This window comes from Paenibacillus bouchesdurhonensis, assembly GCF_900155685.1.
GTDB classification, from domain to species: Bacteria; Bacillota; Bacilli; order Paenibacillales; family Paenibacillaceae; genus Fontibacillus; species Fontibacillus bouchesdurhonensis.
In genome coordinates, this window is record NZ_LT732548.1 from 1,744,519 (window position 1) to 1,766,607 (window position 22,089).

Sequence of the window (22,089 nt, forward strand, 5' to 3'; positions counted from 1 at the left end):
TGATTACATTGCAAGGGGCTGGTTAGATTGAACGAGAGCTTATTGAGCAGGCTGCGCGGCATAGACGCTTTGGCGCTGATCGGAGAGGGAAAGCAAGCCTCCCATGAGCCGGTGCTGGCTGAGTGGCGCCACTCGGGCGTCAAGTTCGCGTCCTCCTCGGAACGATTCGAAGGCGTCTATTATTCCGCTGCCCGCAAACTAATGGACTGCATCGTCGCTACTGGCGGAGGGGCTCCCGTCCTGCGTGAAGGCGGGGCATACCCGGGCACTTGGCTGGAGAGCACGGGGACGATTAACGCCGAGCTGCTGTCGCGGTTCCTGCCTGGCGTGGCGGAAGATACCTTCCGTTTGTTTGCGGATTGCCAAAGGGCTGATGGTCAGATGCCTTATAAAGTGACGGAGCAAGGGCCGGCCTATAGGCAAATTCAGATGGTGTCTCCGCTTGCCAGAAGCGTGTGGAATCATTACATCCTGGATAGGCATGCCGGCAGGAATGGATTAGACGGACGTCAGGCACAGGATGGACGTAATGGAAGCGGTAAGGGGGATAAAAGCGACGATAAAGCCTTCCTTAGGGAAATGTACGGGGCTATGGCCCGGTTTGATGACTGGCTCGTTCGGTATCGGGACACCCGGGGCACTGGCTGCGTGGAAGCATTTTGCACATTCGATACCGGCCATGACTTGTCGCCGCGCTTCTGGCATGTTCCCGATTCCGCCCATGTGGACGATGCCAGGCAATATAATCCGGACTCGCCCATATTGCCGTTCCTGGCGCCTGATCTGACGGCCAACGTATATTGCCAGCGCAAATATTTAGCCAAGATGGCTGAAGAATTAGGAGTGGAAGCGGATGGGCATGTATGGAAGGAGAAGGCCAAGCTGAGCGAGCAGAGTTTGTTCAGGCACTGCTTTGATGAAACGGACGAATTTTTCTATGACGTCGACCGGAACGGAGAGTTCGTCCGGGTTCAGTCTGATGTCTTGCTAAGGGTACTAGCCTGCGAGGCAGGGGATCTTGAGCTGTTTGACAAGGCGCTCAGACGCTATCTGCTGAATACGAGCAAATTTTTTGCTAAATATCCTTTGACATCGGTGGCGATGGATGACCCTCGGTTCGACCCTTCATCCACCTATAACAGCTGGGCGGGTACGACGAACTTCCTGACGTTGATTCGTACACCGCATGCGTTTGAGTATCACGGCAGATATGTGGAACTAACGTGGCTTATACAACCGATCATGTCGGCTATGGCGAGAATGACGCGTTTCCCGCAGACATTAAGTCCATGGACGGGCGCAGAGGGCTACACGGATACTTACTCCCCGTCGATTCTATGCGTGCTTGACTTCGTAGAGCGCATGTGCGGCATTCTGCCGACGCCTGAAGGCGGGCTATGGTTCACAGGACTTGTTCCATATCCGATGGATCATGGGGAAGAAGTTTCAAACGAGACGGCTTATGCACGGGACGTGGATGGCACGAGATTTGAGCTGGTCAATACGCGCCAGGGCTCGGCCATTTACCGGGACGGGGAGCCTTACATTCAGTTTCCTTATGGCATAAGAGTGGTGACGGATCGTCAAGGGAAGCTGAAGAAGATTATTGGAATGCGTGCGGGTTCAGTGAAGGGATCGGTGCAGATCGCAGGAAAGACTTACTCCTTTACGGTTAAAGGGAATGAACAGCAGATATTCTCGGCTGGCGGCTTCGAAACGTTGAGCGACATCGGGCTAGTTATGCCGGCGTATCGATAGCAGGCTTGAGTGTTGTAATTTCCATTAACAAATGAACGTTTAGAACAGTAAACGCAGTTATTGGAGGCAAGCAGGAATACAGCAAGAACCCGTGTATTTACACGGGTTCTTCTTGTACATTTATATGAATATCTGCATTGAAGCACACATTTACTTTATACTTACGGCATTACCCCTCTACGCACTTGTGAAGCGTCTCCACGATCGAGGCAAGTACATCGTCCTCGTTGTACTTAAGGATCGGCATCGTGTCCGCCGGATCAAGGTAACAGTCGCGATCCTGCACCTCGGCGGCTACACTCATATGGATACCGTGCTCTTTGCCTGCTGCTGCAGTTTCGGCATCCATCTGTTCCATCGCTGGTTTGATTTGCTCCAATGGCAAGACGGCGATTTTGGTCTCGGACTGTCCAAGCGCATCCGCCACCAATTGGTGAAAATCGCTGTGCTTCATGTTGATGCCGCAAATCGCGTATTTGCCACGATGCTCTCCGTGCTCCATGGCGCCAATCGTGGCTTCAGCCACTTGCTGAGCTGTCACCATAGCTGTTCCGCCGCCGAGCACTGGAACGAAATCCTTACCCTTGACTCGGTCGACAAACATCGTCCACAGCGGCATCCGTCCAGGCATAACTCCGAAAATGTATGGCAAACGTATGGTAGTTACATCCATGCCGCCCTCGCCTTCCATACAAGCGACCTCCTCCTGCAAAAGTCGTGTGCGCGGGTATGGATTTTGCATGATCGGCAGATCCGTCCATTTCTCTGCAAAGTGCGCAAAATACGAGCCGTACAGTACGAACTTCTCAACCCCGGCCTGCTTTGCAAGCCGTGCCAGCCGCTGCGTTGGCCGCACGTTTGCTTCATAGAAGAATTTCATAGCGGGTGCATCCGGCACCACTCTCTCATCCGCTCCTGCGGCATAGACCACTCCGTAAACGTCTTTTAGCATCTCCAAAATCTCTTCGTCCGTCATTGCATTAATATCGCCTAACGTGCACTCGACCTCTTTAGGTAACAGATCCTCAGCAGGCATCGGAGGCAATGAAACAGTCGAAACCTGATAACCTCTTTTTAAAAGTTCCTTAGTAGTGAAATAACCCAAAAAACCGGTACCGCCCAAGATGAATACTTTTTTCATGAAGCTCATCTCCTGTCTAGGTTGATTAAATGTTTCATCTTCTACTAATCTTCCACTAATCTTTTCTATATCTTCATCATATCCAAACTTTCCGCAGAGTGGGGACATATATTAAGACTTATTTGTGAAAAATTTAACAAGGTTAATTTGAGGTATTATTAGCAAGTCATTTAGCTAGCAGCTCATTTATTGGTTTTGATCATATTTTTATAATATAAAGGCTAATACGGTCAGTTCATCCTGACCGTATTTTGCTGGAGAATAGCGTATGAATTGGATAGAGTGACGCGATTAAGAGCCGAAAGCCGTATCGGATTGTTGATGCGACTTAGCGTGCCGGCCCAGCAAATAGCCCGCCAGAGAAGCCAATGTTTGCTGAAAAACCATGCCTAGTACGACGGGAACGGCAACCGGGGCGGGGAAGTAGGTTACAGCCAGTACGGCTCCTGCACTAATATTACGCATCCCGCCATTGAAAATGAGCGCGACCTTGTCGGCATAGTTCCAACCCATCAGTCTAGAGAAGGCAAGACCTAACAAGTAACCCATAGTAGCAATGACGATAATTATTACTGCAAGCATCGCCAGTTGCAGACTGAAATTCATCAGGTAAGGAGCAACGACCGAGCCGTTAATAGCTACAATAGCGGCCATAGCCAGTTTGGAGAACGGGTTCAGCCTTGCTCCCCATGCAGGGACGATTGCGCCTTTGCTCCATTCATTGAGAACCATGCCGATTAGCGAAGGTACAACAATCATCCAGAACAGGCTGCTCATCATAGACGCCACATCAAGCTGTACATCAGCTCCGACTAGAAGTGATAGAATGCCAGGAACAATAAAAGGAGCCAGCATGGTGTCGATAAGAATAATCGACAGTGTCAAAGCGATATTGCCTTTATATATGCTGACCCAAACAAAGCTGCTGACCCCCGTCGGAATACTGGCAGCGAGTATAAGACCGGTGATCATGTAGATGTCCCCAGAATAGAAAAGATAGCCAAAAGCCATCGCAATCAAAGGCATCGCCAGATGCAGGATAAACAGGCATACGATTAATGGAAAGGGCTTCTTGAGCACATTCATAAAATCCTTGAACCCCAGGCTGATGCTTCCGGCAAATGTCATGAAGGCAAACAGCCATGGGGACAGGTAGGTCAATGAAGACAGGCTGCTGCCGCAAATTACACCAATAATGATGCTCACCGGAGTGATTAAAGGCATCATGCGGTTCAGCCAGTGGTTGATGGAGTGCAGCATAGTGTATAACGTCCTTTTTTAATCAGCTTCATTACGTTTTGACATACCCCTATATTAATAGAAAGCGCAGGAGGTTCAAGCATCAATACCTTCTAAAGGTAAAAACGTTGACGTTGGCCTATCTATTAAATTTAATAATGCAATAACATTGTGGGCACTTTACCATAATAAACCTAGGTTACAGTTTATATATACATATCTTTGTATAAATTCCGATAATGTCAACAGCACGAGGAGGATTATGTTTAAAATGAGCAAAATGAAGTGGTCAAAAAAGAATCTTATTACTGCAACCTTATCATTATCCGTATTATTAAGCGGCCTTAGCGGAGGCTATGCGAGCGCTGCTGCCCTTCCAGAATCGGTAGTTCCGCCTAAATCGTCATGGGGATATTTTGTCGATCACTATAAAAATAATAGTAAAGATAATTTGTCGACGACAACCAACCCGGCAATCGGGATTCTCTCGGAATATGAGAAGCTGTGGACACCTGGAGCTAATTGGGATGCAGGAACTAAATTAAGCGATACACTGCTGGACGCCAACATTCAAAAGGTTGTTGAAATTACCGCCAACCGCACGCCTAGCGAGGCAGAAGCGGCATATTACGATGATCGAAGAAAGCAAAGCTACAGTGTCATTGAGGGCCTGGGCGCGCTTACTGATATATATCGAGTTAAAGCCGGAGCTACAACGACGATTAAACATATTCCGGCAGATGCCACTACGAAAAAATATGATGACGAAGGGACGAATTCAGGCAGCCCTGAATCCTCCCTGGGCAACATGGTCAGCTTGGTGAATACATTGCGCGGCACGCATTCCTCGACGAATCCGTCCAAGAGCTTCTACAATTATGCTCGGCCCTTCCGCTGGAGCGATGAGGTAGCCGTCCTGCCAACCCTTGTGCCTGCCCAAAATCCTGATCCCAGCAATGATGGCGGGTATCCTAGCGGACATACCAATGCTGCATATTTAACGGCATATGCGATGGCGTATGCTGTCCCGGAGCGTTATCAGGAGCTGCTCACTCGTGCTTCGGAGCTTGGCCATCATCGTATCGTGGCAGGTATGCATTCGCCGTTCGATGTGATGGGTGGACGAGTCATGGCAACTGCGCTGGCCGCTGCGATTCTGAATGATCCGGCTAACAGCGACTTGAAGAAGGCGGCCTATGATGAGGCGCATAATATATTGCTTACCCACACGGGAACTGCAGTTGACCGATTCAGCGATTATGAATCGAATAAGCAAATTTTCACGGAGCGATTGACCTATGATTTCCCGCAATCGGGCTCAACGGCTAAGGCGGCTGTCGTGCCAAAAGGAGCTGAGGTGCTGCTCGAGACGCGTCTGCCTTACCTTGACGATACGCAGCGCCGCTGGGTGCTCGCCACGACGGCTCTTCCTTCCGGGTATCCCGTGCTGGATGATGAAGAAGGCTGGGGGCGTCTGAACCTATTCGCAGCAGCAGATGGATACGGTGCATTGGTGGGGGACGTTACAGTGACTATGGATGGCGATAAGGGTGGTTTTCATGCCGAGGATCGCTGGCGCAATGACATTTCAGGAGAAGGCAAGCTGATCAAGAAAGGAACCGGAGCTCTGAAGCTGGAAGGCAGCAATACCTATTCCGGAGGGACGCAAATCGATGAAGGCACACTTAAAGCTAAATCCGAAACGTCCTTTGGAATCGGCGAAGTAGTTAATAATGGAGGTACGATTGCTAGCGAGGTTTCGGGAAAGCTGACGATCGAAGGGAATTTCAAGCAGTCGGATAAAGGGACGTTGGAGCTTAATCTCAGCAGCCAAAATGATGCGCTGCGGATTAAGGGGGCAGCAGCGTACGGAGGCAAGCTGCGCGTAAATTTTGTGGATGGTTATGTGCCTATCGGTGTAATCTCAGTCATTACAGACGGAAGTCCGGATAAAGATGGGGTGTTCTCTTCGGTAGAAACCGCTGGATTGCCGAGTGGATATAAGGCCCAAGTCATCTATAACGGACATAGCGTTCAATTGCAAATTTCAAAATAAATAACTACAGCTTAATCTATAAAATATTCGTCAAAAAAGCCAATCTATCGCATATGATGCCGATGGATTGGCTTATGTATTTCTTTGTGCCTACAGGAATGAGCGAACTACAGGCAGCCGTAGGCTGCTGCTCGGACACGGAGATGATGATACTCCTCCATGTTAGGCAACAATTGATGCATATACACAACCGAGAAGCCTTCGCTTGGATCGATCGAGGCCCAAGTACCTGCGGCCCCGGTCCAGCCGAATTCGCCAATGGAGCTGTTGGAATGGCCTGCTGCGGGATCCATCATCGTTCTTACGCCAAGCCCGTAGCCGTATCCGGCATTATATGAGTTTTTGAAATCAGCCAACTGCCTATCGTTCAAATGATTGCTTCGCATAAGGTCAATCGTCTTCCGGCCGATAATTTGTTCCCCCTTCCAAATGCCGCCATTCGCCAGCATTTGCGTGAAGGTTAAATAGTCCCTTAAGGTCGAGTAAAGTCCGACCCCCCCGCCCTCATATAAAGAATCTGGCTGGTGATACTCATCCAACGAGCCGGGGATCTCTTCGAGATTTCCGTCAGCCGTCCGAGTATAACAGGCCGCCATTCGCTCAGCAATGTCCCCATCATAGCGATATCCGGTGCTGGTCATTCCTAGCGGCTCGAACAGCTCCTCCTGCAAAAACTGGCCCAGGGGTTTGCCGGAAACAACCTCGATCAATGCGCCGACAAGGTCGTGACCATATCCATACAGCCACTGCGTCCCCGGTTCAAAGGCCAATGGAACCTGGGCCACAGCTTTAACCTCGGTAAGGAGGCTGTATTTCCCGTGTTTGTCTTTTAACCGTTGGTGAAGGTCTCTCATCTGCCGAGCAGATTCTGACTCCCCGAAGGGATAGGGAATGCCCGCCGTCATGCAAAATGCATCCTGGATCAGAATAGGATTTTGCGCGGCCTCAATGTAGATTTCGCCGTTAGGTTTGGTTTTGACGACCTGCGAATTTCTAAATTCGGGAATATATTCATGCAGCGGCTCATTCAGCAGAAAGCGACCTCTTTCGAATAGCATCAGAGCAGCGGTGCATACCACCACTTTTGTCATGGAAAACAACCGAAATACGGTATCCAAAGCAACCGGAATTTCTTTATTCAGGTTGGCGTAACCATGATAACCCTCGTACAAAATTTCCCCGTGTCTTGCTATGGCACAAGCACAACCGGCCAGATTCGTCTTCGTGAAATCGGTTAGCAATGCATCCAAATGCTGAAACTTTCCCATGTGAAATCCTCCGTTCTGTTGAATTCTTTTAAATGATTATATCCTTAAAAGCGTTCATAGATCTATGAATGATTTCATCATACTGCAAGCATTGCAGTTGGATCAAATATCCGGATAAAGATAAAAATTTAATCTTTTGCAGTAGATCGTCCCTGGGAGGATTGTCATGGAGACTACACTAGCAATTATGTTAGAATTCAATTGATACTGAATTCGCTGGAGGTCGCCAAATTGCAGCCTCAGTGACGCAGAAGGCGGAGGAGAACAATCATGAAGCATTATGACAAACATGCTGTAGTTATTGTAGGCTATGGAGGTATGGGCAGCTATCATGCCAAATTGATCAAGGACAATGGTAAGTTTGAAGTTATCGGTACGTTTGATACGGATCCGGTACGCGGATCGATTTCCGAACAGGACGGCTATCGAGCGTATGAAAGCTATGAGGAAGTGCTTGGCGATGAGGCGGTCGAGATCGTTCTTATTGCAACTCCAAATGACGTACATAAGGATATAGCTGTACGTGCATTTGCGGCGGGCAAGCATGTGATTTGCGAAAAACCGGTAACGATGTCGGTCGAGGAGTTCAAGGAAATGACGGCTGCGGCCGACCAGGCGCAAAGGGTGCTGATGGTGCATCAGAATCGTCGCTGGGATGAGGATTTCTTGATTATCAAACAAATGTACGAGCAAAAAACGATCGGTGAGTTGTTCCGGATCGAATCGAGGGTTCACGGCGCGAACGGAATACCTGGAGACTGGCGCCATTTGGAAGCACATGGCGGTGGAATGCTGCTGGATTGGGGCGTTCACTTGCTGGATCAGCTGATCTTTATGATTGACAGCAAGATTACTAGCCTGAGCAGCCGTTTGAGCTTTATTTTGGGCAATGAGGTCGATGACGGCTTCGAAGCTTTGCTGCAATTCGAGAACGGCGTATCTGCGCTAGTCGAGGTAGGGACTACCAATTTCATTACGCTGCCGCGCTGGTATGTCAAGGGAACAGAGGGGACAGGAGTTATTGAGGATTGGTCGATGACCGGCCGCATCGTTACTCGGAACCACGAGGCTGAACGGGTCGAGCCTACACCGATTCAAGCAGGGGCTGGACTGACCAAGACAATGGCGCCGCCATCGGAAACGGCGACCATTACGGGAGTATTGCCAGAGCCTTATCGGCAGCCTAGCAGCTTTTATGACAATTTCGCCGCGGTCTTGGCAGGTACGGCCGAGCCGATTGTCAAGAATGACGAAGTTCTTCGGGTTATGAACTTGATCGAGGCGATTTTTCAGGCCGGCCGCACCGGAGAAACGATGAAAGATTTTGATCTCTACGCGTAAGCGAGCAAAGAATGTTTAAGTTAAAAGAGACTGCCGATGCGCAGTTTCTTTTATTTTGTTATGCAGCTCATAAATGAGATTGAGCATAGCAATAAATTTATTCCGTGGTATGATGGAAGCAAAAAGACGTGGATGAGCCAGGCGTATCCTATACAAGTTGGAGCAAAGAATGGAATACGAGCGGGGCATGGGTTGAGTTTTGGATAGAGAGGGTACTGGAACACAAAGGGTTAAGAGCATTAAAGTAAGCTGACCTATGTATAGCATCATGAAGCGGAGAGAATAATTTTGACTATGAAAAAAAGAGTTGCAGCACAGAAAGACAGACAGATGTTGATCCTGCGTGGCATGAACTTCTGGCAGTACGCCATTCTAGCTGTGTTGGCGCCATTTTTGCCATTGTATTTTGCGAATTTAGGATATTCTTCTTCACAAATCGGGTTTCTCATGATGATTGGTCCGTTTGTCGCTAGTATGATCCAACCGTTCTGGGGGTACTTGAGCGATCGACTGCAGACGGTGAAGAAAATTATGTTTTGGCTATGGATATTGGCAATTATTAGCAGTATAGCTTTATTTAATTCTGGCGGCAGCTATGTATTGACGCTATGTTTCGTATTAGCGGTATACTTTTTCTATCAGCCTTCAATGCCGCTCTTGGACAGTATTTCTGTTCAATCTGCAGAGCGTAGAGGAAGCTCTTACGGTTCGCTGCGCCTATTCGGCTCCATGGGCTATACCGTGGTTTCTCTCTCGGGCGGTCTGCTGCTGGCTGCCTTGGGCGGGATTACCAAGCTGCCTTATCTGTTCTGGGCCGCATGGGTTGTGCCCCTCATTCTGCTCCTATTTCTGCGGGATGAGCCGACCGAAGGGGAGGGAATGACCCTTAAAGCTTTAAAGGAACTGTTCACCAACAAATCATTCTTATGGTTCCTGTTTCTCGTGTTCGTTATTTCGGTTCCCCATCGCATGAATGATGTCATGCTCGGTTTGTATATGAAGGAATTAGGAGCCTCCGACGCTATGGTTGGATGGGCCTGGGCACTGGCCGCCGGCGTCGAAATCCCGGTCTTTGCTTTGCTAGGTAGATATCTAAACCGGATTCATGAATATGTGCTGATTGGCATTGTCGGCCTACTGTATACGCTGCGTTGGTTGATGTATTATGTGTCGGACGATCCGTGGATGCTTTTGGCGCTGCAAGCAGGTGCCGCGATTACATTTGCCGTATTTTGGATTGTTTCCATGCATTATGTCGCGAGAATTCTTCCTCCGCAGCTAGGGGCTACCGGCTTCTCCTTGCTCAGCATGGTGTACCTTGGCCTAGCAGGCATGACTGGCGGTGTGATCGGCGGAAGACTGACCGACTTGTTCGGAGGAGCGAGCATGTACTTGTTTGCAACCATCGTTTCTTTTATAGGCGGCATCCTGTTTCTTGCAACTGAAGCGGTGTCCCGCCGACGCGGATTGAAAGTCCGTTAATAAACTGCATAACAGGAGGAAAGCCGCCTATTCTGCGTATCGGAGCGCAGGTAGGCGGCTTGATTTGCTTCTTTGATATGCACCGGCTACGCCCGGGGTTTGAAGATGCCGAACGGGCGGCCGACCGGCAGGAATGTCCGGCCAAAGTGAACATTAAGCACGGCTGCCCCAGCGCCATAAAGCGAGAGCAGGGCAATACCCATTTCTGCGTAAGCAGCCAAAGCATGGAACACTGCCGGCGCGACTCCAAACGCATCCAAGGCAAGACCGAGAAAAAGAAGATCTATTAGAACGAAAATAAAAAACAGTACTTTATGTGTCTCCATAGCACCGATGGTCATAAATAGGGTAAAAATTAGGTATCCAACAAATGCGAAGCCAAGCTGCTTGCCGTCAATGCCGGCAGCCAGTTCCGAACCGAATACGCCCAGCTTGATCAACCAGCTGGCACCCATGCCGAACCAGAAGAAGGCATAGGCGCCAAAGGCGGTCATTCCAAAGGTGTTGTTATGCTTCGCATCCTGGATGCAGGCGAACAACTGAGCAAACGCGCCCAGAAATATTGCCCAAGGAAGGACGTAGCTTAAGCCGTCCGTCAGTCCCAGCTTTTGCGAGGAAGCGACCAAGGTGACGATCGCCAGTCCGAATAAGCCGATTCCGCTGGGATCAGCCGTCATGATTTTGACATGAGTAGAATTTGCAGTTTGCATAGTTTCGTAAAAGCCTCCACAAGATGATATATTGCTCCATTCCTCCGATAGCGGAATGAAGACTGAAGCATTCATTATACCGGATTTGGACGGGCTCTGCAGTGATGTTTCTTTGGAGGGATTCGGAGGAGCAATGAGGCGCTGCGTCGAACTTCCTATTAATTCAAAGATTTTGATTATTTATTCTTATAGAATTTACGTTTTTGGAAGGAGTATTTCAATGGAACAAGCCAAATGGCGTAAAAAAGAATATACCAACTGGTTAAGGCGCCAGAAAAAGTCGAATGGACTGCCTTATTCAGAAAATACGATAAGTTCTTATGTCTCTGCCCTGACGACGGCCCCATCCCGGTTGGACGGAATTAAGCTAGAGACTACCAATGTATTTGAAATTACCGATGCTAGCCTATATCGAAGCATGAGAAAAGTGATGGAGCAGGCCCAGAACTTTGATGAGGTAAATGTAAAGGCCGGCAACAAGGCATTCCAGTACAGTCTTGCGTACTACGAGGATTTTCTGAAGGAGCTGGAAAGTGGGTCAATTTCAAAGTCTTCGTCAGATCATTTGAGTTTGAACATAGATTCGGGAGATAACGGGATGCTGGATAAAAATATTATTTTGCACGGCCCTCCTGGAACGGGGAAAACATACCATACGGTTCTTTATGCAGTTTCTATCATTGAAAATAAACCTATAGACACTATCCTCGTAGAGGCAGAGGCAGAGGCAGAGGGATATCATCACATTAAGGAGCGGTTCGAAGCATATAAGGCGAATGGCCAAATTGCCTTTACGACTTTCCACCAATCCTACGGTTATGAGGAGTTTATTGAAGGCATCAAGCCGAAGATGCTATTCGGGGAAGAAAACGGAACAGAAATAGGAGAAGTAGGGTACGAAATTTCCCCTGGAATTTTTAAACGATTCTGCGATGTCGCTCTAAAACCGATTGTACAAGGCAGTAATCATTTCGGGATCCGTAAAGAACCAACTATTTGGAAGGTGTCGTTGGGAGGTTCTAAAGAAAACCCGATTAAGCGGGATTGCTTCAACCACAGTAGAATCCGCATCGGATGGGATTCCTATGGTGAAATTGTAAATGAAGAAACGGATTACAGCCAGCATGGAGGCAAAATGATCCTCTCCCGATTTATAAATGAGATGCGTAAAGGCGATATCGTCCTTATTTTATATGATGAAGAAACGATTGATGGGATTGGCGTAGTTACTGGAGACTATGAATGGCTGAAACAGATGGAGAGTTACAAGCGTTCTCGAAGGGTGAATTGGCTTGTCAAAGATATCCGGGAGAATATTTTGGATTTAAACGGAAATACCGTTATGACGCTAGGGTCTGTTTACCGGCTGAATCGAATTACGTTGTCGGATGTACTTTCTATTTTACAGAGGCATGAGAATGCGCAGCTTAACTCCATCCTTCAGCAAAACACTAACAATTATGTCTTCATCATAGATGAAATTAACAGAGGCAATATTTCTAAAATATTCGGAGAGCTGATTACGCTGATCGAACCTGCTAAGCGACTTGGGATGCCGGAAGAATTGATGCTTAAGCTTCCATATTCTCAGGAGCCTTTCGGCGTTCCAAATAACGTCTATCTGCTGGCCACGATGAATACGGCAGATCGTTCCATCGCACGGTTGGACACAGCGCTTCGCCGACGTTTTTCTTTTGTCGAGATGATGCCGGATCCAGGCTGTCTTGCTTCACTGATGGTGAATGGGGAGCTGTTGAACCTATCTAGGATGCTGGAGATGATGAATCGTAGAATCGAGGCATTATATGATCGGGAGCATACTATTGGACATGCCTATTTTGTAGATCTGAACAGGGAACCTACGCTGGACAAGCTAGGACATCTGTTCGAGCATACGATTATTCCGCTGCTTCAGGAGTATTTCTATGATAACTATGAGAAAATTCGTCTCGTTCTAGGCGACAATAATAAGCCGGAGAGGGAGCAGTTTATCGTCGTCCATAAAATAAATGTGAACGAACTGTTCGGCAATCTAGGCGAAGTGGATCTGGAGGACAGCATCACCTATAAAATCAACCATGCTGCATTTAGCCAAGTAGCCTCCTACCGCAAAATTTACAACTATGACGGACATGAGTAGGGCTACGAATATGGATCTAAATATTGACGCGTTCAACAAAGGTCTTGTAGGCACTTGTATTACGTTAAAAGAGTACGGCACCTTATGCAAAAATCCAGATGGAATATCACTTGGCTACCACTGTATGCCTGAGCTTGCCTTCGATCGGCTGGAGCGACTTGTATTGGAAAGTAGGGGAACTGGCGGTCTGACAGATGCCCTTGAGCTGATGACATTAGCAAGCCGAAAAGGGGTCGGCAAAATCATTAGCGCCAAAAACTATGTTGGCGTGATCTCGATGGGCGATGGCATTCAAATTGAAATCCTGCCGAAAGTGTACGCACGCGATAAGGAGAGCTCCATTGCACAAACCAAAGATATCTTCCTCCATATGCTGAAATCGATCCGGGACATTCCCAATAAACCATTCAATATGACGGGGCTTGGTACAGCGAACAATCATGTGCTGGACATTTTCATCCGCATGTTCATCGAAGAGGCTGTTGCCTTGGTCAAACACGGATTAAAATCGGATTACCGGGAGCATCAGGATAATGAATCCTTCTTTAAAGGGAAGCTCCAGTTTGCCCAGCATGTGAAGCACAATGCGGCACATAAAGAACGTTTTTTTGTTGAATATGACGAATTTAGTATGAATCGAGCGGAGAATCGTCTGATCAAGGCAACGATCGAGTTATTGTTGAAGGTGTCCCGTAATATAAGTAATCAGAAAGATCTATACGTGCTGCTTGCAGCATTCGACAATATCGATGCATCCGTTCATTTGGAGAAGGATTGGGTCAGCGTAACAATGGATCGGACAATGAAAGAGTATCAGACCATTCTAGCATGGTGCCGCTTGTTCTTGTCAGGCCAAAGCTTTACTCCGTTTAGGGGACAATCTGCCGCGTACGCTCTGTTATTTCCCATGGACAAAATATTTGAACGATACGTCGCGGGCTTGTTGAAGAAAAGGCTTGGGAATTCACCTATTCAAGTTAAGACACAGGATCGTACTCACCGTTTATTCCAAAATCCGGCTAGGTTCCAGTTAAAACCGGATATCGTTGTAAAAGGGCCAGGCGGAGTAATCGTGCTGGATACTAAGTGGAAGCTGCTCTCACCTAACCCAGACTACGGCATATCGCAAGCAGACATGTATCAAGCGTACGCTTATGGCAAAAAATATAATGCCAGGGAGGTTTATCTTCTTTATCCTTGGAACCCGCGCCTTTCGGAGATGAAGCAGCCGATAGTTTACGATAGCGGGGATGGCGTTGAGGTTCGAATCGAATTCTTGGATTTGACCTTGGGAAAAGCATGTGTGGATACATTGTTAGTGAAATTGAGCGATGCGGTTTGGACGAAAAAATAACGTGAAAACAGCTCTTCATCGAAAAATAAATGAGGTAACCATAATGAAGAACGTATATAGCGATGTCATTCAGTTTCGAGGAAATCATTATGATTTTGGATATATGCAGGGTGAACTTTTGAGGGATTCTCCCATTCTTCCAAATCGCAAAAAAATATGGGAAACTAAACTCAAATTAGGTCATTTTATGACGGATGAAATAGAAGTAAAAAGGTTAATTCTTCATTTCTCCCCCGGGATTTGGGATGAGCTGAACGGGTTGGCGGATGCTTTAAAAATGAATATGACAGATGCAATAACTGAATTTGGAGGATATTACCTTGAATACGGGTACAGTGGGTGCTCCATATTTACGGGTTCCGATTACATGATACGGAATTATGATAATGATCCGCTTTCTTATGAAGGACGTTATGTGCTCTATCAACCGACAGATCAGGGTTATGCGACGATCGGCCCCTCCATGCAAATTACAGGGCGTACGGATGGGATTAATGAAAAAGGCTTATCCATGGGATATAACTTCATTAATCGTCTGAGGGGAAATGACGGATTTGTTTGCAATATGATTGGACGTATAATTTTAGAGAATTGCGCAAATGTGGCAGAAGCTATTTCACTTCTTCAAGAAATTCCCCACCGTCACTCGTTTAGTTATGCTGTGCTTGATCAAAGCGGTAAATCATTCGTCGTTGAGGCCTCTCCAAGAGAAGTATTAGTTCATGAATCAAATATCTGTACCAATCATTTTAAAAAGCTAACACATGAGAATCGTTACCAGATGGTGGATTCCCTCCAAAGATATGAAGCCATTGAAAGACAGGGAAGCAATATTATTGATCCATATCAGGCTTTTCGAATGATGAACGATATAGACAAAGGCGTTTTCTCAAAAAAATATGAAGCATCGTCAGGGACTCTCCATACCGCGGCGTATTTTCCAAACAGAAAAGAAGCATGGCTGGCACTAGGAGGAGACAGGCTGCCATTAATCTTTGACTTTGATCATTGGCTTAAAGGAAGAAACGAAAACGTCAAGCGAATAAAAGGTGAGTTGGACACAAGCTTGCCGTTTGTTAACATGTAGAAAGCACGGAGACTACGCAATGCCTTATTGGTTTATTCCTATCAAAGTTCTCACGTACATGCACATCTAGGCCCCAGCCCACATACAATGTAGAACTGAACTTCATTGTGTGCTGAAGCGGGGCCGGTGATCCCCTTCGGCTAATCGACGTGGGGGTGCTTTGTTCATGGAATTGTTTTCTGCGATTGCCTTGTTCGTGAAACAGCTGACCTTGCTTGTGTCTTATGTGAAAAACAATGCGTTTCCCCAGCCATTGACGGAGGAGGAGGAGGCTAAGCATCTTCAGCGCATGGCGGAGGGAGATGCCGTATCCCGCAATATGCTGATTGAGCATAATCTGCGGCTGGTGGCTCATATCGTCAAGAAATTCGACAATACGGGCGAAGACTTGGAGGATTTGATCTCGATTGGAACGATCGGTTTGATTAAAGCGATCGAGAGCTTCCGGCCGAACAAAGGGACGAAGTTGGCGACGTTCGCGGCCCGCTGCATCGAGAACGAGATCCTGATGCATTTAAGGTCACTGAAGAAGACACGTAAAGACGTGTCGCTGCACGATCCAATTGGAACGGACAAAGAGGGCAATGAGATTACGCTCATAGATATTTTGGGAACCGAGGCCGATGATGTGGTAGACCGGGTTCAACTGAAGATGGAGAAGAGCAAAATCTATCAAAACCTGGATATTCTCGAAGCCAGGGAGCAAGAGGTTATAAAGGGGCGGTTCGGTCTTGAGCACGGAGGCGAGGAGCGGACGCAGCGGGAAATCGCCAAGGAGCTAGGGATCTCGCGGAGTTATGTGTCGCGGATTGAGAAGCGGGCGCTGATGAAGCTGTATCATGAGTTTTATAAGAAGAAGTGAGTGTAAGAAGAGAGCTTCTTTTTGAGAATCCCTTAAACTGGTGCAAAATTTGAATGAATTTTGTCCTTAAAACTTAAAGCAGCGTGTCCGCTTATGAGGCATGCTGCTTTAAGTTTTAAACGGTTGAATAGGTAAATGTATTATATAAAATTTAATTATGATTTTTATATGGAAGTTTTACCGCCGATCTTCTGTTGCATTTAGAAGATTCGTTTCCTAATTCTATCGGCAACCGTAATTAGAAGTCTATTCTTCAAAAAGCAGCTTTTCTTCATAGTGAATTATTCATAGATAGTATCTATCGTATGTTGTTGGTGCACTAATAGCTGATTCGATAAAATTGGGTATGCAGATTCATTAGATGTCGAACTGGTAATTAGTGAGTTTGAGGGTATCCTAAAATGACGAAAAAAGAAGCCGTATGGAATGGATGACTGATCATTTCAGGAATTACCTTGGATATTAACACAACAATATTGGGGGAAACTCTATCTGCTATTCAAAGGTGGTGGTGAAAACGCGAATTGTGAATTAGAACCATATATTACTGTGATAAATACGTCAAAATAAGGATGAAGGAACGGAGGAACATAATCTTATAAGCAAGTCGTTACAATTGTTCTCTTAGAAGCTCAGCCCTGAATAGATGGGATGAACTGCTTGTACTCATTCAGTAAAACCCTTGAAGGTGAGGTAAGCGTTTCGATTGACCTTCGGCGTTCCATAAAATTGATAAGTTTGATCCTCGAAAGTTATTTGATATTCAAAAATAAGAGCTTTGTTTATTTCCTTAAGAAATTCCATACATAATTTGAAATTAACTTCTGCAATACTTCCATACGTACCTTGTTTAGTATACCCTCCTTCTTCACTTGGCTCACTCCATTTTTTAATACGCAAAGGAAGCTTAGAATTTTTGGACGGAAGCGAAAACAAAGCGGTTTTTAAGTGTTTTTGATCGGCAAAGTTTAGTATATCGTCAGTAAAGGTGAAGGCATTGGTACTCACATCTTTTGCAAAGGGATCATGTTGATCAAGTCGATTATCACTAAATGAACCGTTGTCAACATGCATAGGTTTAATTTTAATATCTGCTTTTTTCCGGAACATGTACTCTTCAGTATCTGATTCATAGAAATTTTCAAAAAATACATGTGGATTTTTTAGTTCAGTAATGAAACCTTTGATATTTTTGTCATCTATTAATGCACTTTTTATAATAATACTTTGGCAACTTTGGTCAAATGATGAGTGATAGTTCAGATAGGTAGAGACATAATCTTCATTCACTATTATAGGTTGAATTAATTCTTTCGGAATCTCATACTCTTGTTCATTATCAGATCTTTTGTATTTTTTGAACTCCCATAAGAATGGAATAAAAGGTATATGATTGCGATATTCACTTGTCCAGTATCCTTGATATCCTTGAAGATAGGAGTCAAGCCACTGATGGTAATCATGATACGAGTCCTCCGAATAAGGCAGTGTACACCTATACTGGTCAGCAACATAAAACATTGCCATTCAGCATATTTCCCCAGGGTTTCAATTTCAGGTAAGCTACCATGACTGTTAAGTGTATTGCGGTTTCTGTATCTATTGTACCGAATGAAGTCATCTCTCCACTTTCGAGCGCTGTTATTGTTAATATTGAATTGATGAATATAACTATCACAGTCTTTGGCTACTTCCTCTTGAGCTTTTCCGATACCAGCAGTAGCATGTATAAATATAGATTTGTTATTTTCTTGCATTATAGTTTTTATTAGCGTATGAGTACATTCTCTTTTAATATATTTCTTTTCCGGGATGTTTGTGGGAGCAGGAAAAAAACGAGCATAATTTCCACCAAAAAGAGAACATACAAAATCTTTTGTCATAGGTACCTGTGCATTTCGCCCTGGCATCATTCTTTTTACCTAATTGTTGAATGATCCTTGCTTTCTGAATACTTCTTGTTTCTACTCCGCAATCCTCAAAATCAACAGCTTCAATAAAGCCCAAAAAAACTAATGATTTGAGTTTTGATTCTTCATAGATTTTTTTCTGTTTTGGATGCTTAAGTGAGGTTATATAGTAGGCTATTTGTATTTCTTAATTCTCTAGTAGATAATAACTCTTTTGCTTCATTGATCCCTTTTTCAAGACTTTCTGAAATTGGCCGATTACTGACCAACTTTAAAGTTATCTTATCTTTTAAATGAGATATTTTATGGTGTATTCATCATATGTATCGGCGAGTCGACGAATAATAGAGTTATCCTTTTTTTTATTATCTGAGTGACATAAAGTCGAAGCAGTCCATGGATTATTACCCATATAGGTACTATATTTTAATTGTGAGAAGATGATGTGAGTTGCGCTATGTATCGTTTCACCCCCGTAATACCAGCTAAATCTATTGAAAATAATTTACTCTCGTCTAGATCGTTCATAATAGAGTCCTGCCATGCTGGTCCCTCTACAGTCACAGAAGCAAGGTTAGAATTATGGTTAAGCATATTTAACAACTTTTGTGCAGCCCAGAGTAGGTGGAAGTCATCACCTGCATTCGAAGGTAGTGCTCCAGCGTTCGTGTTAATAATATCCACGTATATCACATCCCTTTTATTAATGTAAAAGTCAAAAAGGAAAATAATCCAGATTATTCTATATACTCAACTATATAATAGCAGGTTCTAGAGTTACTTGTGCGGTTGTATTCATGAATATATTATTTCTAGTAGCCAATAGCACTAAACCACGGAAAAAGAATATTAATTTAAGTTCGAGAAAAAAAGGATGAATTTTGACCCGTAATACTGGTGTTTATATCAGATTGGAATAATAAAGATGAGATATTTAGAATTGTTGGGAATTGAAACAATTACTTCATTGGGTATATATGGGGGTAGAAGATGGATAAGAAAAAGGAAGGGTACCCCTTTATTAAATAAAAGCTCTTTTTGTGCTAGCCCAAATTTCTCCATAGTCATTAATCAATTTGGGACATTGATTTTAACTGGTCAAGATGCTTTGAAATATTTTGGATGCATAAGAAGGATGTTGATTAATTTAATCGAAGCTCGTGAAGTTGATGGGATGATTGTTGAACGTGATAGAAAAACAAGGATGCTCGTTACAAATATTGCTGACCATTATCTCGAGAAGAAAATAACGATGTATTTAACCAAACAAGAAGCTCAGGATTATCTTAATGTCATATATTTACGCCCGGTATCAAGTTATCAATCTAACCTCAAGATGCTGCTAAACAATTAGTAGTCTATCTCTAATAAGGAGAGAAATAACATTAAAATTTATTTCGGGTGGATCGGTATGCATCCCGTTTGGAAAGGTTCGATCATTTTATAAATCGAATCACCTACCTCCAAATGGAAAGTGAGTGTTAAACCAGAAAAATTGAAACGTTTCAAAAAAAGATATTGAAACGTTTCCAATTAGGTGTTATTATATGGTTCATAAGAGAGATTTGGGGGGAGGTTATATGGCAAGTATTAAAGATGTAGCTAACTTGGCTGGTGTAGCTGTGGGAACCGTGTCCAGAGTCATCAATAATTCTGGTGCTGTGAAACCCATTACACGCAGAAAAGTGGAAGAAGCTATACAAGAATTAAATTATATTCCAAATGAAGTGGCTCGAAATTTCAAGATGCAGAAATCCAAAATGGTAGCTTTATTGCTCCCAAGTATCTGGAATCCTTTCTTCTCAGAATTAGCATACTACATCGAGGATGAACTAGACCTTGAAGGTTATAAGCTTATGCTATGTAACAGTGGCGGTAAGCCCGAAAAGGAACTGTATTATCTGGATATGCTCAGGCAAAATAAAGTAGCTGGGATTGTCGGCATAACTTACAATGATATCGAGAATAATGTCAGCAATGACATTCCCATTGTAAGTATCGACAGACACTTTAACAAGAAAATTACCTGTGTAACTTCGGATAATTATGAGGGAGGGCGCATAGCTTTAAGGGAGCTTGTTAAAGCGGGTGCCCGGAAGCCGGCTTTTATGGGTAGTGTTACTTCCGTCTTCAGTGAAACCATGAATCGGAAAAAAGGGTTCATTCATGAAGCGGAAACTTTGGGAGTCGATATTGTGCTCTACGAAAAGCCGGATCCCATTATCGATGAAAATGCTTATTTTGACGAATTTTTTAATGAGTATGGCGATGTAGATGGCATTTTTGCTATTACGGACATGTTGGCCGCCAGCTATATAGAAAGAGCACGTAAGCAGGGCTTTCGTGTTCCAGAGGATGTAAAGGTCATTGGTTATGACGGAATTCAGGATCATCCATATTTCCATCCTATCCTATCAACGATCAGGCAGCCCGTGGAAGAGATGGCACGTACGACGATCCGACTACTTTACGACAAGATCGAAGGTAAACCTCTAGACAAGCAGGTGTATCATATTCCCGTCATTTTTAAGCAAGGCGAAACTACATGATCCCTTTTAAGGAGAAAAACATCAGACTATCCGGTATGGTTTAATGAACTGAAGTTTTTCTTTCCCTTAATTGGAAACGTTTCAAGTGAATAACCGGGATTATTTTCCTAGATATTTGAAGAAGACATCAGCTTATACGGTTGATTCAATTATATAAATGTCCAAACGACTTGTTCTACTCAAATCAAATTGGAAACGTTTCAAAAATGAAAATTAATTTACATTGAAAGGGAGAATAAGAGTGAACTCAAGAACCAGCGGATTGGATCCTTCCATGATTAAACCAAATCGCAAAAGATGGAGACGGGTAAAACGCGACTATGAACTGTATCTGTTTTTGCTGCCAATCATAATTCTATATCTCGTTTTCAAATATTATCCGATGTATGGCGTGCAGATCGCTTTTAAGGATTTCACCCCAAGTAAGGGGATTTGGGGAAGTGAATGGGTAGGGTTTCAACACTTTATAGATTTTTTTAATTCCTATAACTTCTGGACAATCATCACAAATACGCTCTCCCTCAGTTTTCTTTCATTGTTATTTAGCTTTCCAGCTCCCATCATTATCGCAATCATGCTGAATCAGATGCTCGGTAAGAGATACAAAAAATTTGTTCAGACGGTGATCTATGCACCTCATTTTATTTCTACCGTCGTGCTTGTCGGCATGCTGAATGTTTTTTTATCTCCAAACAGCGGTATCGTGAATCACATTATCACCTGGTTCGGAGGAGAGCCTATTCTCTTTATGGCGAACGAGGGCTGGTTCCGGCCACTGTATATACTATCAGGTCTATGGCAAGAAACCGGATTCTCAACCATCATTTACCTTGCTGCTCTTGCAGGAGTCAATCCTGAGCTCCATGAAGCTGCAATTATGGACGGGGCAAGCAAATGGAAACGAGTGTGGAATGTGGATATTCCAAGCATTTTGCCAACGATCGTCATACTGTTAATTCTAGCACTTGGCAACATTATGAGCATCGGCTTTGAAAAGGCATTTCTGATGCAGAGCGATTTGAATTACGCTGCCTCTAATATTATCCCGACCTATGTATATGAAATGGGGATTCAGAAGGCTCAATACAGCTTTTCTACGGCAGTTGGCCTGTTTAATTCTTTCGTCAATATTATTCTGATTGTTACCGTAAACTGGATCGCTAAAAAGATGACAGAAACTAGTCTGTGGTAG

The 22,089-nt window shown here is 44.8% G+C and carries 16 protein-coding genes; 11 read left to right on the plus strand and 5 right to left on the minus strand.

The window, feature by feature from the left end:
* The first annotated feature begins 27 nt into the window (after positions 1-27).
* Positions 28-1,758, plus strand: a complete 1,731-nt coding sequence (locus CZ379_RS12325; RefSeq protein WP_110931890.1) for an MGH1-like glycoside hydrolase domain-containing protein — start codon at positions 28-30, stop codon at positions 1,756-1,758.
* Positions 1,759-1,927: 169 nt separating this feature from the next.
* Here the strand turns inward: CZ379_RS12325 and CZ379_RS12330 are convergent, their stop codons facing one another.
* Together CZ379_RS12330 and CZ379_RS12335 are read right to left on the minus strand one after the other, a co-directional pair.
* On the minus strand, positions 1,928-2,899 hold the full coding sequence (locus tag CZ379_RS12330; protein ID WP_110931891.1) for an NAD-dependent epimerase/dehydratase family protein: 972 nt from the start codon (positions 2,897-2,899) through the stop codon (positions 1,928-1,930).
* 291 nt (positions 2,900-3,190) lie between these two features.
* Positions 3,191-4,159, minus strand: a complete 969-nt coding sequence (locus CZ379_RS12335; RefSeq protein WP_110931892.1) for a bile acid:sodium symporter family protein — start codon at positions 4,157-4,159, stop codon at positions 3,191-3,193.
* 259 nt (positions 4,160-4,418) lie between these two features.
* Between CZ379_RS12335 and CZ379_RS12340 the strand changes: the two genes are divergently transcribed.
* Positions 4,419-6,194, plus strand: a complete 1,776-nt coding sequence (locus CZ379_RS12340; protein ID WP_110934348.1) for an acid phosphatase — start codon at positions 4,419-4,421, stop codon at positions 6,192-6,194.
* A gap of 107 nt (positions 6,195-6,301) precedes the next feature.
* On the opposite strand, the gene CZ379_RS12345 is transcribed toward CZ379_RS12340, so the two are convergent.
* Positions 6,302-7,462, minus strand: coding sequence for a serine hydrolase domain-containing protein (locus CZ379_RS12345; RefSeq protein WP_110931893.1), 1,161 nt, complete (start codon positions 7,460-7,462; stop codon positions 6,302-6,304).
* A 270-nt stretch (positions 7,463-7,732) separates the two neighbouring features.
* Here CZ379_RS12345 and CZ379_RS12350 point away from each other — a divergent pair, with 270 nt between their 5' ends.
* A complete protein-coding gene (locus CZ379_RS12350; protein ID WP_110931894.1) occupies positions 7,733-8,803 on the plus strand; it encodes a Gfo/Idh/MocA family protein in 1,071 nt (356 codons plus the stop codon).
* Positions 8,804-9,097: 294 nt separating this feature from the next.
* The gene (locus CZ379_RS12355; RefSeq protein WP_110934349.1) at positions 9,098-10,285 is read left to right on the plus strand and encodes an MFS transporter; all 1,188 of its coding nucleotides are present in this window, start codon (positions 9,098-9,100) and stop codon (positions 10,283-10,285) included.
* A gap of 86 nt (positions 10,286-10,371) precedes the next feature.
* Here CZ379_RS12355 and CZ379_RS12360 read toward each other — a convergent pair whose 3' ends face one another.
* Entirely contained in the window at positions 10,372-10,995 is a 624-nt protein-coding gene (locus tag CZ379_RS12360; RefSeq protein ID WP_110931895.1) for an acetate uptake transporter, read from the minus strand.
* 220 nt (positions 10,996-11,215) lie between these two features.
* Between CZ379_RS12360 and CZ379_RS12365 the strand changes: the two genes are divergently transcribed.
* The 4 genes from CZ379_RS12365 (at position 11,216) to sigK (ending at position 16,438) form a co-directional block, all read left to right on the plus strand.
* Positions 11,216-13,135: an AAA family ATPase gene (locus CZ379_RS12365; RefSeq protein ID WP_110931896.1), complete on the plus strand. Its 1,920-nt coding sequence runs from the start codon at positions 11,216-11,218 to the stop codon at positions 13,133-13,135.
* A 10-nt stretch (positions 13,136-13,145) separates the two neighbouring features.
* Complete coding sequence (locus CZ379_RS12370) at positions 13,146-14,489, plus strand: McrC family protein (RefSeq protein WP_199925587.1); 1,344 nt, start codon at positions 13,146-13,148, stop codon at positions 14,487-14,489.
* A gap of 43 nt (positions 14,490-14,532) precedes the next feature.
* Entirely contained in the window at positions 14,533-15,576 is a 1,044-nt protein-coding gene (locus CZ379_RS12375; protein WP_110931898.1) for a C45 family autoproteolytic acyltransferase/hydrolase, read from the plus strand.
* Between the two features lie 166 nt (positions 15,577-15,742).
* A complete protein-coding gene (gene sigK / locus CZ379_RS12380) occupies positions 15,743-16,438 on the plus strand; it encodes an RNA polymerase sporulation sigma factor SigK (RefSeq protein WP_110931899.1) in 696 nt (231 codons plus the stop codon).
* A gap of 666 nt (positions 16,439-17,104) precedes the next feature.
* On the opposite strand, the gene CZ379_RS12385 is transcribed toward sigK, so the two are convergent.
* On the minus strand, positions 17,105-17,965 hold the full coding sequence (locus tag CZ379_RS12385; RefSeq protein ID WP_110931900.1) for a hypothetical protein: 861 nt from the start codon (positions 17,963-17,965) through the stop codon (positions 17,105-17,107).
* Between the two features lie 1,308 nt (positions 17,966-19,273).
* On the opposite strand from CZ379_RS12385, the gene CZ379_RS12395 reads away from it, so the two are divergent.
* The 3 genes from CZ379_RS12395 to CZ379_RS12405 all read left to right on the plus strand — a co-directional run bounded on the left by CZ379_RS12395 (position 19,274) and on the right by CZ379_RS12405 (position 22,089).
* Positions 19,274-19,702 carry a hypothetical protein gene (locus tag CZ379_RS12395; RefSeq protein ID WP_110931902.1) on the plus strand — a complete coding sequence of 143 codons (429 nt, stop codon included), beginning with the start codon at positions 19,274-19,276 and terminating at the stop codon, positions 19,700-19,702.
* A gap of 226 nt (positions 19,703-19,928) precedes the next feature.
* Positions 19,929-20,897 (plus strand): LacI family DNA-binding transcriptional regulator, encoded by a 969-nt coding sequence (locus CZ379_RS12400; RefSeq protein ID WP_110931903.1) that lies wholly within the window; start codon positions 19,929-19,931, stop codon positions 20,895-20,897.
* A gap of 241 nt (positions 20,898-21,138) precedes the next feature.
* Positions 21,139-22,089: an ABC transporter permease gene (locus CZ379_RS12405; RefSeq protein WP_110931904.1), complete on the plus strand. Its 951-nt coding sequence runs from the start codon at positions 21,139-21,141 to the stop codon at positions 22,087-22,089.